Source organism: Paenibacillus vortex V453, assembly GCF_000193415.1.
GTDB classification, from domain to species: Bacteria; Bacillota; Bacilli; order Paenibacillales; family Paenibacillaceae; genus Paenibacillus_AQ; species Paenibacillus_AQ glucanolyticus.
Window position 1 is genome coordinate 383937 of record NZ_ADHJ01000014.1, and the last position, 13636, is coordinate 397572.

General features: G+C 47.8%; 10 protein-coding genes, 1 tRNA gene and 1 pseudogene. 10 read left to right on the forward strand and 2 right to left on the reverse strand.

Going from position 1 to position 13636, the window contains the following annotated elements; translation table 11 throughout:
- Positions 1–87 precede the first annotated feature (87 nt).
- Complete coding sequence (locus tag PVOR_RS08625; protein WP_006208775.1) at positions 88–516, reverse strand: EamA family transporter; 429 nt, start codon at positions 514–516, stop codon at positions 88–90.
- A gap of 126 nt (positions 517–642) precedes the next feature.
- On the opposite strand from PVOR_RS08625, the gene PVOR_RS08630 reads away from it, so the two are divergent.
- Positions 643–1110: an acetyltransferase gene (locus tag PVOR_RS08630; RefSeq protein ID WP_006208776.1), complete on the forward strand. Its 468-nt coding sequence runs from the start codon at positions 643–645 to the stop codon at positions 1108–1110.
- 349 nt (positions 1111–1459) lie between these two features.
- Here PVOR_RS08630 and PVOR_RS08635 read toward each other — a convergent pair.
- A tRNA-Arg gene (locus PVOR_RS08635) sits at positions 1460–1533 on the reverse strand.
- A gap of 360 nt (positions 1534–1893) precedes the next feature.
- Here PVOR_RS08635 and PVOR_RS08640 point away from each other — a divergent pair.
- The 9 genes and pseudogenes from PVOR_RS08640 (at position 1894) to PVOR_RS08680 (ending at position 13441) form a co-directional block, all read left to right on the forward strand.
- A complete protein-coding gene (locus tag PVOR_RS08640; protein ID WP_006208777.1) occupies positions 1894–2736 on the forward strand; it encodes a hypothetical protein in 843 nt (280 codons plus the stop codon).
- A 146-nt stretch (positions 2737–2882) separates the two neighbouring features.
- Entirely contained in the window at positions 2883–4211 is a 1329-nt protein-coding gene (gene tig / locus PVOR_RS08645; protein ID WP_006208778.1) for a trigger factor, read from the forward strand.
- A 275-nt stretch (positions 4212–4486) separates the two neighbouring features.
- A complete protein-coding gene (gene clpP / locus PVOR_RS08650) occupies positions 4487–5077 on the forward strand; it encodes an ATP-dependent Clp endopeptidase proteolytic subunit ClpP (protein ID WP_006208779.1) in 591 nt (196 codons plus the stop codon).
- 14 nt (positions 5078–5091) lie between these two features.
- Positions 5092–6357, forward strand: coding sequence for an ATP-dependent protease ATP-binding subunit ClpX (gene clpX, locus PVOR_RS08655; protein ID WP_006208780.1), 1266 nt, complete (start codon positions 5092–5094; stop codon positions 6355–6357).
- Positions 6358–6471: 114 nt separating this feature from the next.
- Positions 6472–7581, forward strand: coding sequence for a flavodoxin-dependent (E)-4-hydroxy-3-methylbut-2-enyl-diphosphate synthase (gene ispG, locus PVOR_RS08660; protein ID WP_006208781.1), 1110 nt, complete (start codon positions 6472–6474; stop codon positions 7579–7581).
- Between the two features lie 260 nt (positions 7582–7841).
- Positions 7842–9552 (forward strand): annotated as a pseudogene (lonB, locus tag PVOR_RS08665) (ATP-dependent protease LonB).
- A gap of 84 nt (positions 9553–9636) precedes the next feature.
- Positions 9637–11973: an endopeptidase La gene (gene lon / locus PVOR_RS08670; protein WP_006208783.1), complete on the forward strand. Its 2337-nt coding sequence runs from the start codon at positions 9637–9639 to the stop codon at positions 11971–11973.
- A gap of 18 nt (positions 11974–11991) precedes the next feature.
- The gene (gene yihA, locus PVOR_RS08675) at positions 11992–12636 is read left to right on the forward strand and encodes a ribosome biogenesis GTP-binding protein YihA/YsxC (RefSeq protein ID WP_006208784.1); all 645 of its coding nucleotides are present in this window, start codon (positions 11992–11994) and stop codon (positions 12634–12636) included.
- A 214-nt stretch (positions 12637–12850) separates the two neighbouring features.
- Positions 12851–13441, forward strand: coding sequence for a hypothetical protein (locus PVOR_RS08680; RefSeq protein ID WP_006208785.1), 591 nt, complete (start codon positions 12851–12853; stop codon positions 13439–13441).
- Positions 13442–13636 lie beyond the last annotated feature (195 nt).

Genomic DNA, 13636 nt, shown 5'->3' on the forward strand with positions numbered 1-13636 from the left:
GTTTATAATTAGAAATATATAAATGTGATAGATTCAATAGGTTCTATCTATGAGTGGATCATGAGAAAAACCGCCTGATAAGCGGCTTTATTTTACGGCAACGAGCAGGGCACCAACAGCAATGAGTGCGACGCCGATCACGTTAATCCAGGATATTTTCTCTCCAAGAAACAAAAAGGCAAGAATCACGGCGATGACCACGCTTAATTTATCGATGGGCCCGACCTGCGATACCTTACCGTATTTCAGTGCCAAAAAATAAAACAGCCAGGACATGGCTCCTGCAATTCCGCTTAGCACAATGAAGCTTAAGGCTTTCTTCTGCACGAGGATTTCCCCGAGCTCGGAAAATTTACCCTGAACGGCCACCACGCCCAGCAGGAACAGTGCCATGATGACAGATCGAATGGCAGTGGCTGAATTGGCATCGATATTTTGCAGGCCGATTTTGCCGAAAATAGCGACAAGTGCAGCGGTGGCCGCCGACAGCAGTGCGTACATAAGCCATAATGGCATCCTATATCCCTCCTGAACGATAAAGACCTGAATACTATTAAGGATTTCTATATAATAGTATGGAGTGATTTGTACAATATCATTACATTTACCTAGTGATTTTCCTGAGAAGGGGTTGAATTTCGGATGACGGGTCATATTGTTGCTTATAAAGAAGAATATCATGATCAATTAGTGGAGCTGTGGCATCGCGCTGTGTGCAGCACGCATGATTTCCTTACAGAGGAGGATCTCCGTTTTTATTATAAAATGGTGAAAAATGGAGCACTTCGAGCTGTGGAGTTATGGGTGTGCTTGAACAAGGATTTCAAGCCCGTTGGATTTATGGGCCTGGACGGCTCGAAAATCGAAATGTTGTTTGTGGATCCACAGCATCATGGGCGAGGAGCGGGGAGCCAATTGATTCGGCATGCCGAATCGTTGAAGGGGGATAAACTTACTGTCGATGTAAATGAACAGAACGCCGGAGCCCACGCTTTTTACAAAAAATACGGTTTTGTGCAGACGGGCCGCTCGGAACTGGATGGTGCAGGCAAGCCGTATCCACTGATTCATATGGAGCTGGGTCGCCATAACGGACTCAGAAGCCGCTAATATGGTGAAAAAGCTCTAACAGATATGCTAACGGACCTGAGGGCCGTTATAAACGCCAAAAGAGGGTGATTTGCCTGTTAAATTGCTAAATAACGGCTGTGGTGTCCGCTAAATTTTAAAACGGGACGTTTTTTCTGAAATAACGCTCCTGGTGTCCGTTCAAGTTGTGATTGTGGCCTATGGAGTTCATATGCGGACTGTGTCCCAGAAGGGATGCGATCTTGCAGGCCGGCTGCGAAGTAACCCCTCCCGAAGCGTAAGCTAAGGCGAACCCGATTCCGGGTTCATCGCCCCTTCTGGAATACGCAAAGAAGCAGCCACGATGATAAGTGGCTGCTTCTTCATTTTACGTCCCAGAAGGGATTCGAACCCCTGACCGACGGCTTAGAAGGCCGTTGCTCTATCCAGCTGAGCTACTGGGACACAGAAATTTTTCAAGCAAAAAATATATTATCACATGCATTGGGGAAATTCAACAATTATTTTAAGTTGCGAACATTTTTGAATCTGCCAGATTATTAGTGTGTCATTCCGGGTTATATTGATAAGACATAAGATGGATTTCAATAAAGGCGTCGCCGGAATGTTTCAGAACGGCAGGAAAGTGCATAGACCGCGCTCTTTTTTTAACTTGGCAGTACATATGCTATAATCAACGAATATGAAAAACAGGAATAGAAAGGAGGTGTCCTTATCAAGGACTCTTACTCCCAAGAACATGAGGATAAGAACATCATCCTGTTTCCGAAGACGCTGGATTATTACCAGATTCAGCTTACGGTTATGCTCGAGAACGAACGTTACGGTGAAGCGATGGAAGTTTTGCGTTTTCTGCTGAGATGCGGCGGACAGAATGAACGGCATTATGAAGAGTGGCATTCGCTCCTCGAATGGCTTGAAGCTGCGTTTCCAGAACAGGCTGTACCTCGTTCGGTTGATTCCGATGCAGATATCGAAGAGGATGATCCAGACGAAGCGGAAATGGCGAGGCAGATGGTTAAGGAAAAAGTTGCTCAGGATGCCGGATATGCCGACAAGCTGCTCGCTTCCGTTATGAACGGACCGTTGACCGAACAGACCATTCTGGCACTGGAACAGCTCGCCTATCTGGATCGTCCGGAGATTGATGCGGTTTTGGTTGAGTGGCTGCAGGATACGCCGCTTCATCCCCTGCTGCAATTTCGAGTGCTGCAAACACTCCGAAGAAGGGGCATGGAGGGAAATGTAAGCCTTCATCGGGGACAGGAAGCCGTAGAGATTGAGATCGACACGGTGCCGCTGGACCCGGGGAGTTTTCCGCTTGCCATAACGAGAATATTGGAGCGAGTTGCAGATCAGACGGAAATTCATGAACCGACTTTATTTTATTTTGCACAAGAACTATGGTCCCAGTTCATAATGGCCATTTACGGTACCGAAGATTACCATTCCATGCTGGATGAAGAAGAATCTACGCTTGACATATGGGCGGCCGCGCTCCATGACATTGTATCGGAGAGTTTGAAGGGGTTTCGGAATGAGGAGGAAATCCGCCCGCTCTACGGTATAACGGACACCATGCGGTTCCGCTATGAGGGAGCCTACCGATCTCTCAAGCAATTTGTGGCAGCGGGTGTGGAAGAATAGCCATAGCCTGGAAAACGTTTACGGTATCGTAGCATAAGGGTTCGCCCTTGAAAAAGGATTTAATGTTGTTTATACTATAGTGGTTATTCGGTACGTGATACATTATTGCGCCGACCACGTGAATTATTTTGGAGGGGAAAGCATAAATGAAAGCAACTTGGGAAAAAATAGAGAAGAACCTTGGCGTTCTTGACGTTGAGGTTGATGCGGATCGCGTTGCATCCGCCCTCGACAAAGCTTTTAATAAAGTAGCTAAAAAAGCAAATGTACCTGGATTCCGTAAAGGTAAAGTGCCTCGCCCGATTTTTGAAGCTCGTTATGGCGTAGAGAGCTTGTACCAGGATGCAATCGACATCTTGCTTCCAGAAGCATACAGCGAAGCTGTAGATCAAGCGGATATTTTCCCTGTAGATCGTCCGGAAGTGGACATCGAGCAATTCGCTAAAGGTGAAACTTTCAAGTTCAAAGCTAGAGTAACAGTGAAACCTGAAGTTAAACTGGGTGATTACAAAGGTGTTGAAGTAGCTGCTGTAGCCGCTGAAGTTTCTGAAGAGGAACTGAACGAAGAGCTCGAGCGTCTGCAACAACGTCATGCTGAGCTTGCTGTAATCGATGAAGGCGCGTCTGTATCCGGTGATATCGTAGTGATCGATTTCGACGGTTCCGTTGACGGTGTGCCTTTTGAAGGTGGACAAGCTGAGCGTTATTCCCTTGAACTCGGAAGCAACTCCTTCATTCCAGGCTTTGAAGATCAAGTCATTGGTATGGCTACTGGAGATTTCAAAGACGTGGAAGTTACGTTCCCAGAGAACTACCATGCAGCTGAGTTAGCTAACAAGCAAGCTGTCTTCAAAGTGAAAGTACACGAAATCAAGCGCAAACAGCTTCCTGAGCTGGATGATGAATTCGCTAAAGACGTTAGTGAATTTGATACCCTTGATGAGTACAAGGAAGATCTGAAGAAACAATTGCTGACTCGCAAAGAGCAAGAAGCACAAGGCGTTCGCGAGAACGAAGCTGTTGAAAAAGCAGCGGCTAATGCTGAAATTGAAATTCCAGACGCTATGATCCAATCCGAAGTTCAAAACATGATGCGCGATTTCGACAACCGTCTTCGTCAACAAGGCATGAACCTGGAAATGTTCCTTAGCTTCTCCGGCCAAAGCAGTGACGATCTGGAAGGACAAATGAAAGAAGACGCTGAAAAACGCGTTCGCAACAACCTCGTGCTGGAGCAAATCGCAAAAGAAGAGAAGCTCGAAGTAACGGAAGAGGAAATCAACAAAGAGCTGGAAAATATGGCTGATACGTACAAACGTTCCGCTGAAGAAATCCGCAGCATCCTGGGTGCTAACGGTTCCCTTGACAGCCTTCGTGAAGAATTGCTTCTTCGCAAAACGATCGACTTCTTGCTGGAAAACAGTGTGGAAGGCGCTCCTGTTGAGAAAAAAGAAGAAACTGCAACTGAAGAATAATAAAAAGGCAGCTGCGAAAAGCTGCCCTCACATTCGATAAGGCACGTACATTTCATGCGTGCCTTATTTTTACCTAACAATAGCCAATTTAATACTAATTATGACATGAATTGGTTATTAATTTCGACATACATAATGAGACAAGTTGGCAGGATATAATTCTTGGGAAGTTCATAGAATGTAAACAGGGTTAAAAAATGACATCGTGCTGCGAACATGTTAGAATAACTTTTGTAACACTGCCGTATATTTTTCAAGGAAAAGAGGTTGGTCGCATGAGTCTTGTACCTATGGTTGTTGAGCAAACTAGTCGAGGCGAAAGATCTTACGATATCTACTCAAGATTACTGAAGGATCGCATTATATTCCTCAGCAGTGCGATCGATGACGATGTTGCCAATCTTGTTATTGCCCAGCTGCTGTTTTTGGCTGCGGAAGATCCGGAAAAGGACATCTCTTTGTACATCAATTCTCCTGGCGGTTCGGTTACAGCCGGGATGGGTATATATGATACGATGCAGTTGATTAAGCCTGATGTGTCAACCATTTGCGTAGGTATGGCCGCCAGTATGGGATCGCTGCTGCTTACTGCCGGAGCACCAGGCAAACGCTATGCTCTCGAGAACAGTGAAGTCATGATACATCAACCGCTCGGGGGTATTCAGGGTCAGGCATCCGATATCCAAATCCATGCAGATTGGATCATCAAGACCAGACATAAGCTGAATCAAATCTATGTGGAGCGCACGGGTCAGCCCCTTGAAAAAATCGAACGCGATACAGACCGCGACTTTTTCATGAGCGCGGAGGAAGCGAAGGCGTACGGTATTATTGACGATGTTCTGTCTTCACCGACCAAATCTTAAGGGGTGGTAATAGCATGTTTAAATTTAACGATGACAAAGGGCAGCTGAAATGCTCCTTCTGCGGTAAATCCCAGGAGCAGGTCCGCAAACTGGTTGCGGGGCCCGGTGTTTATATATGTGACGAGTGTATTGACTTGTGCTCCGAGATTGTAGAGGAAGAACTCGGACATGAGGAAGAAGTGGATCTGAAGGATATTCCGAAGCCACGTGATATTCGTGACATTCTGGATCAATACGTAATCGGACAGGATCAAGCGAAGAAATCCCTTTCGGTTGCTGTCTACAACCACTATAAGCGCATCAACACCCAGAACAAGATTGAGGATGTTGAATTGCAAAAGAGTAATATTTTGCTGCTTGGACCTACAGGTTCCGGTAAAACATTGCTTGCACAAACGATGGCTAAAATTCTCAATGTTCCGTTTGCTATTGCGGACGCAACTTCACTGACAGAAGCCGGTTATGTAGGTGAAGATGTAGAGAACATTCTGCTGAAGCTGATCCAGGCAGCAGACTATGATGTGGAAAAAGCAGAACGCGGCATTATCTATATTGATGAAATCGATAAAGTAGCCCGCAAATCGGAGAACCCGTCCATTACGCGTGACGTATCCGGTGAAGGTGTTCAACAAGCCTTGCTGAAAATTCTTGAAGGTACCGTTGCTTCTGTTCCACCGCAAGGAGGACGCAAGCATCCGCATCAGGAATTCATTCAGATCGATACAACGAACATTTTGTTCATCTGTGGTGGTGCATTTGACGGTCTGGAGCAGTATATCAAACGCCGGATCGGCAAGAAGGTCATCGGTTTCAATGCCTCCGGAGAGAGCCAAAAGGATCTTAAGCCAGGTGAATACCTGACCATGGTTCTGCCGGAAGACTTGCTCAAATTCGGTTTGATTCCGGAATTTGTTGGCCGTCTGCCTGTAGTCTCCACTTTGGAGCCGCTGGATGAGGCAACGCTGGTACGCATTCTGTCCGAGCCGAAAAACGCGCTCACGAAACAGTACCAAAAGCTGCTTGAATTTGACAATGTCAACCTCAAGTTTGAGCCAGGTGCTCTAGAAGCGATTGCCCGCGAGGCAATTAAGCGGAATACCGGTGCACGCGGATTGCGTTCGATCATTGAAGGCATTATGCTGGATGTTATGTACGAAGTGCCGTCCAGAGATGACATCAAGGATTGCGTCATCACGGAGCAGGTTGTTCGCGATAAAGTGATTCCTGAGCTGCAGAGCAAGGGAAGCGAAGATGACAAGAAACAAGAAGAAAGTGCTTAATACGCCATAGCGTATTAGGCGTGGAATAAATCTACGCTGATTCTCCACTTCCAGTTATGTCCAGTCGGGCTTTGCTGGAGTGGAGCTTTGGCGTTATATGGGAGAGATCGTACCATGTTTTTGAGACAAGACACACGGCCCGTCAGGGTGGGGAACCTCACCATTGGGGGAAAGAACGAAGTCATTATTCAAAGCATGTGCACCACCAAGACCGCAGATGTGGAGGCAACCGTTGCCGAGATTTTGCGTCTGGAAGAAGCAGGTTGTCAGGTCGTTCGGGTAACGGTGAACAATGAAGAAGCTGCCGCTGCTATAAAAGAAATCAAGAAACGCATTCATATTCCGCTTGTGGCGGACATTCATTTTAACTACAAACTTGCCTTGATGGCTATCGAGAATGGTATTGATAAGGTTCGGATCAATCCGGGCAACATCGGCAAGCGTGAGAAAGTCGAAGCTGTCGTGAAGGCTTGTAAGGAGAAGGGGATTCCGATTCGGATCGGGGTTAACGCCGGTTCCTTGGAGAATCATCTTATCGAAAAATACGGGTATCCTACACCGGAAGCTATGGTGGAAAGCGCCTTGTATCATATCGGGATACTGGAAGAACTGGATTTCCACGATATCATCGTTTCGCTTAAAGCATCTGACGTACCGATGGCTATCGCGGCGTATACAAAGGCTGCTGAAGTTATTCCATATCCGCTTCATCTGGGAATTACCGAAGCCGGGACGCTGTTCTCCGGTACGGTGAAGAGCGCTGCCGGTCTCGGAGCGCTGTTGTCCCTGGGAATCGGAAGCACGATGCGTATTTCCTTGAGTGCTGATCCCGTGGAAGAAATCAAAGTGGGCCGGGAGCTTCTAAAATCATTCGGCCTCATCTCGGATGCGGCAACCTTGGTATCTTGCCCGACTTGCGGACGGCTGGATATCGATTTGTTCTCCATTGCCAATGAGGTAGAGGAATACATCTCGAAGATCAAAGTGCCGATTAAAGTTTCCGTTCTGGGATGCGCAGTCAATGGACCTGGTGAGGCTAGAGAAGCCGACATCGGTATTGCCGGCGCGCGTGGCGAGGGCCTACTCTTCCGTTATGGGGAGATGATACGTAAAGTTCCAGAAGCCACCATGGTGGAGGAGCTTAAGAAGGAAATCGACAACATCGTGAAGGTGTACGAGGAAACCGGCGAAATCCCGGGCCGCAAGCACAAATCCACGGTTTAAGCTTAATAACTTGGTTTTTATAAACGTTATAATTGCACTTTTTAAAAGCGGCAGTCTCTTGAATTCAAGAGACTGCCGCTTTTCTGTTTAGCAGGATGTCATACGCCGCAGCAGGGGAGTGTCTTCCCAACAATGTCATGACTTTTTCGCTATCTGCGTTTTACCATTCGAGGAATCGGCAATACTACCATGTATTAACGATTCGATGAAGACATAATGGAGTACAGGAGGAATGACTTGTGAACTTAAGTATTGTGATAATGCTGGTGCAGCTGTTTTTTGCAGTCATCATCGGCATTTATTTTTGGAATTTATTGCGCGGACAGAAAACAAGCAAGACGGCGGTGGATCGGGAATCGCGTAAGGAACTTGATAAACTCCGCAAACTGCGGTCCATATCGTTAACAAAACCGCTGGCTGAGAAAACAAGACCGCAAACCATGGATGACATCGTGGGGCAAAAGGACGGCTTGCGAGCCTTAAAGGCTGCTCTCTGCAGCGCCAATCCGCAGCATGTTATTGTATACGGCCCGCCAGGGGTAGGCAAAACAGCCGCTGCTCGTGTAGTGATGGAGGAAGCGAAGAAGAATCCGCAATCTCCGTTTAAATATGACGCCAAGTTCACGGAAATTGATGCAACAACGGCCCGGTTCGATGAACGCGGCATAGCTGACCCGCTCATCGGGTCTGTTCATGATCCGATTTACCAAGGTGCGGGAGCCATGGGGGTTGCAGGCATTCCTCAGCCGAAGCCGGGAGCGGTGACCAAGGCACACGGAGGAATCCTCTTTATTGATGAAATTGGGGAATTGCATCCGATCCAGATGAATAAGCTTTTAAAAGTGCTGGAGGACCGCAAGGTGCTGCTGGAAAGTGCATATTATAATTCTGAGGATGCCAACACACCTGCTTATATTCACGACATTTTTCAAAACGGCCTGCCGGCCGACTTCCGTCTGGTGGGTGCAACGACACGTTCACCGGAAGAGATTGCTCCTGCACTTCGCTCGCGCTGCATGGAGATTTTTTTCCGACCGCTTCTGCCTGAAGAGATTGGAAGGATTGCAGAGGATGCTATTCAGAAGATTGGGCTGAATTCGGCACCAGAAGCGGTAGAAGTGGTGAAGCAGTACTGTTCCAACGGCCGGGAAGCGGTCAATATGATTCAATTGGCTGCTGGTCTGGCGCTGACCGAAAAAAGAGATTCGCTTCGTGCAGCGGACGTGGAATGGGTCGCCAGCAGCAGTCAGCTTCAGCCTCGTCCGGATCGAAAAATACCGGGGAAGCCGCAGGTTGGCGTTGTTAACGGATTAGCTGTATACGGCCCTAATATGGGGGCGCTGCTTGAAATTGAAGTATCTGCGGTTCCTGTTGAGGAGGGACGGGGTACCTACAATATCACCGGGGTTGTGGATGAAGAGGAGTTTGGCGGAGGCTCGCGGAAGCTGCGTCGTAAGAGCATGGCCAAGGGATCGATCGAGAATGTGTTAACAGTCCTGGGCTCTATGGGTTTTACACCTAAGAACTATGATCTGCATATTAACTTTCCTGGGGGAACGCCGATTGACGGACCTTCCGCGGGTATTGCGATGGCTGCGGCGATTGTATCGGCTATCAAAGGAATTGAGGTTGATAACAAGGTCGCGATGACCGGCGAGATGAGCATTCATGGAAAGGTGAAGCCAATTGGCGGGGTCATCGCCAAAGTCGGAGGCGGCATTCCAGGCAGGTGCTACCCGTGTAATCATTCCCAAAGACAATTGGCAAACGTTGTTCCAAGATTTAAGTGGCGGTTTACGGGTAATTCCTGTAGAATCGGTGGACGAAGTATTCGCCCACATTTTTGGCGGATCGTTCGCTCCGGAGGTTGTGCAGCTCCCCGGAAACGAAGTGTTTCCAGCCTCTTCAGCTTCATTGCTGCAGGCAACGCCTCCGCGCAACGGGAAAGTCACGGACGCTGGAGGATGTTAAGTTTCACTTTGTTGGTTTTTTATACGCAGATTTGATAAAATAGGAATAGTGTCAACATTGAGAGCCGTTGGAGGTGCGAAAGCGATGGGACCCAGTAAATTCAAAGGTCGTCGTTTTCCTTTACTGCCTTTAAGAGGTCTTCTTGTCTATCCGAGCATGGTGCTTCACTTGGATGTAGGACGGGAGAAATCGGTAAAGGCTTTAGAAAAGGCGATGGTTGAAGACAATTTGATTCTCCTATGTTCTCAATCGGAAGTGAACATTGAAGAACCGACGCAAGAGGATATTTATCGGATTGGCACAGTTGCGAATGTACGCCAGATGCTTAAGCTTCCTAACGGTACCATACGTGTGCTTGTGGAAGGTATGGAACGGGCGGAGGTTATTGAATATACGGATCAAGAGGAATACTATGAGGTCATGGCTCGCGAGCTGCCTGAAGAGGAGAACCATGACCCTGAAGTTTCCGCATTAATGCGAACCGTACTGTCTCAGTTTGAAAATTATATCAATCTGTCCAAGAAGGTGACACCAGAGACATTGGCGGCCGTTTCCGATATTGACGAGCCAGGTCGTCTGGCAGACGTGATTACGAGTCATTTGTCGCTGAAGATCAAGGATAAGCAAGAAATTCTCGAAACCATTGATGTTCGCAAAAGGCTCGAGAAGCTTCTAGACATATTGAACAATGAGCGTGAAGTGCTGGAATTGGAACGCAAGATCAACCAGCGGGTCAAGAAGCAAATGGAGAAGACCCAGAAGGAATACTACTTGCGCGAACAGATGAAGGCCATTCAGAAAGAGCTTGGCGACAAGGAAGGCCGTACCGGGGAGGTAGAGGAGCTCCGAAGTCAGCTTCAGGAGCTTGAGCTTCCGGAACGTGTGCATGAGAAGGTAGAGAAGGAAATCGACCGTCTCGAGAAAATGCCGGCAAGCTCTGCCGAAGGCGGCGTTATCCGAAACTACGTCGATTGGCTGCTGGCGCTGCCTTGGAGCAGTAAGACCGAAGACGATCTGGATATCGTCAAAGCAGAACAAGTACTGGATGAGGATCATTACGGTCTCGAGAAGCCGAAGGAACGCGTGCTGGAATACTTGGCGGTTCAGAAGCTGGTGAAGAAGATGAAGGGGCCGATTCTATGTTTGGTTGGCCCTCCAGGCGTCGGTAAAACATCGCTCGCCCGGTCCATCGCCCGCTCACTGGAGCGCAAGTTTGTACGTGTCTCCTTAGGTGGCGTGAGAGACGAGGCCGAAATCCGCGGACACCGGCGCACCTATGTAGGGGCTATGCCAGGACGTATCATTCAAGGAATGAAAACAGCGGGTTCGATGAATCCGGTGTTCCTGCTTGATGAAATTGATAAGATGGCTTCCGATTTCCGGGGCGATCCATCTTCAGCACTGCTTGAGGTGCTCGATCCGGAGCAGAACAACACATTCAGCGATCATTTCGTGGAAATTCCGTTTGATCTGTCTAACGTCATGTTTGTTACGACGGCGAACGTGCTTCATAACATTCCCAGACCGCTCCTTGACCGTATGGAAGTGCTGTACATTCCAGGATATACGGAGCTGGAGAAGCTGCAGATTGCGAACCGTTATTTGCTGCCTAAACAGAAGAGCGAGCATGGGCTTGAAGCAGAACAGCTGATACTGGACGAGGAAGCTCTGATGAAGGTGATTCGGGAATATACCCGTGAATCCGGAGTCCGCAATTTGGAGCAGCAGGTGGCAGCGCTGTGCCGCAAGGCAGCCAAACAGATTGTGACCCATGCATCGGAATCTATTGAGATTAAGGCTGAAGATATCAAGGAATATCTCGGAATTCCGAAGTTTCGCTATGGCATGGCCGAGCTTGAGGATCAAGTGGGCACGGTCACGGGGCTTGCGTGGACGGAAGTGGGCGGCGAGACGCTGACCATTGAAGTTACGGTGGTGCCTGGAACCGGCAAGCTGACCCTGACGGGTAAACTTGGTGATGTGATGAAGGAATCGGCTCAGGCTGCCTTCAGTTTTACTCGCTCGAAGGCGGTGGAGCTGGGTATTGATCCGGATTTCCACGAGAAACTCGATGTTCATATCCATATCCCGGAAGGAGCCATTCCGAAGGATGGTCCATCAGCCGGAATTACGATTGCCACGGCTCTTATTTCATCTTTAACCAAACGGCATGTAGCCCGCGATGTGGCCATGACGGGGGAAATTACACTTCGGGGACGCGTTCTTCCGATTGGTGGCTTGAAAGAGAAATCTCTGGCAGCCCACCGTGCCGGCTACAAAAAAATATTACTCCCTAAGGATAACGAACGTGACTTGCGTGATATACCTGACAGCGTGAAGAACGACGTTGAGTTCGTTCCGGTATCCCATATGGATCAGGTTCTGGAGCATGCGCTCGTTGAACAAGCGGGAGTGCACTAGAGAGGAAAGTACTAAATTATGAAAGTTACGAAAGCCGATTTTGTCATCAGTGCTGTCGTACCTGCCCAATATCCTGAAGACGCCTTGCCGGAAATTGCTCTGGCAGGGCGTTCCAACGTGGGCAAGTCATCACTGATTAACCGTATGATAGCTCGTAAAAATCTGGCGCGTACCAGCTCTACGCCCGGCAAAACGCAGCAGCTCAACTATTATCGGGTGAATGATGACCTGTATCTGGTCGATTTTCCCGGCTATGGGTATGCGAAGGTGTCCAAAACGCAGCGTGCCGCCTTTGGCGAAATGATTGAGCGGTATTTGCTTAACCGGGAAGAGCTGAAGCTTGTCCTGTTGATTGTGGACATGCGTCACCCGCCGTCAAAAGATGATATCAGCATGTATGAATGGCTGCAGCATTACAACCGTCCGGTATGTGTGGTTGCAACCAAAGCGGATAAAATCCCGAAAACACGCCGTCAGAAGCATGTGAAAATCGTTAAGGATACACTGGGCTTTAAGCCCTATCATTCATTCGTGATGTTTTCATCTGAGCTCGGACTGGGTAAAGATGAGTTATGGGCTATTATGGAGTCTCATATGGGGACTCAGCACGAAGAGGAAGAGTTATCCCTTGATTCGGAAACGGAAGGCAATGAACAAGCCTGATCCCGTTTGTTTGATGATGTTTTTTTCAAGGGTGATATAGGGAATCGGTGCATTCTTTACAGGAAAGTGAGCATCTTGTGGGAAATGTCAGTCTGATTCCGGCTAATTCCGTTTTTTTATGAAATATGATGGATATTCTCATTCGGACGGCAGGAAAGACCGCCTGGGTCTGCTGTATAATGGTAGTAAGTTAAAAGAATTGAGGGAGATTTTTATGGCTCAGCGGTTAGCCACAGAATATGTTAATGCCACAATGCAAATGACGGATGTTCAAATGGATCAATTTCTGCAGTATACCCAAGCTTTCCGGGTTACGAACCGGGTAAAAGTCATGGATAGCGGAGAGCAGGAGTTTGTGCTCGAAGATGAAAGCGGGGAAGAAGTTCATTTGCCCTTTGAACGCAAGAATGGCTTGTACGTCTGTGAGCTGTCGTGCCGATTGGTCACTCCTCACCTGACAAATGCCGTACGCAAACTGTTTGCGGCTTTTAAAGGATCAGGCAGAGTGAATCGGATTTATCGCGGTTTTACGATGAGCTACGACTACCACGCTGGAACGGTGCACAGAATTACGCAGATTGCCGGAAGCGACAGCATTGTTATTTATGAGTACAAGAATACGGCAGGCGAGTTGCAGCGTCTCTTCAACAGCAATGAAGCAGAGAAAGAGATTGAATCCATCCAGTACCATATCAACGTGCTTTTGGACCAGCGGATTGCAGCAGGGAATGATAAACATATTACTCAGACTATAGATGAACGGCTGCGACGGTTTAATCAACGGTTATTTGTGCTAGAAGCCTAGGGAAGGCTGCCCGTAAGGGGCAGCTTTTTTTATGCGTTTTTTTAAATGTATACATTTGTTTCTTGTATGTTTATGAATATAAATGATGATAAGATCCATTTGGTCGTTCTCTGGCACCAAGTTGTGCAGACACACATATATTGAGCTGTAAAATATTTATGGGTTAATTTTAAAAAAGGTGTTGCAATTAAACGT

Excerpts from the sequence above, each read along its gene's own strand:
- tig (WP_006208778.1), top strand. The coding sequence starts at position 2,883 with ATGAAAGCAACTTGGGAAAAAATAGAGAAGAACCTTGGCGTTCTTGAC.
- yihA (WP_006208784.1), top strand. The coding sequence starts at position 11,992 with ATGAAAGTTACGAAAGCCGATTTTGTCATCAGTGCTGTCGTACCTGCC.
- PVOR_RS08640 (WP_006208777.1), top strand. The coding sequence starts at position 1,894 with ATGCTCGAGAACGAACGTTACGGTGAAGCGATGGAAGTTTTGCGTTTT.
- lon (WP_006208783.1), top strand. The coding sequence starts at position 9,637 with ATGGGACCCAGTAAATTCAAAGGTCGTCGTTTTCCTTTACTGCCTTTA.
- PVOR_RS08680 (WP_006208785.1), top strand. The coding sequence starts at position 12,851 with ATGGCTCAGCGGTTAGCCACAGAATATGTTAATGCCACAATGCAAATG.
- ispG (WP_006208781.1), top strand. The coding sequence starts at position 6,472 with ATGTTTTTGAGACAAGACACACGGCCCGTCAGGGTGGGGAACCTCACC.
- PVOR_RS08630 (WP_006208776.1), top strand. The coding sequence starts at position 643 with ATGACGGGTCATATTGTTGCTTATAAAGAAGAATATCATGATCAATTA.
- clpX (WP_006208780.1), top strand. The coding sequence starts at position 5,092 with ATGTTTAAATTTAACGATGACAAAGGGCAGCTGAAATGCTCCTTCTGC.
- clpP (WP_006208779.1), top strand. The coding sequence starts at position 4,487 with ATGAGTCTTGTACCTATGGTTGTTGAGCAAACTAGTCGAGGCGAAAGA.
- PVOR_RS08625 (WP_006208775.1), bottom strand. The coding sequence starts at position 516 with ATGCCATTATGGCTTATGTACGCACTGCTGTCGGCGGCCACCGCTGCA.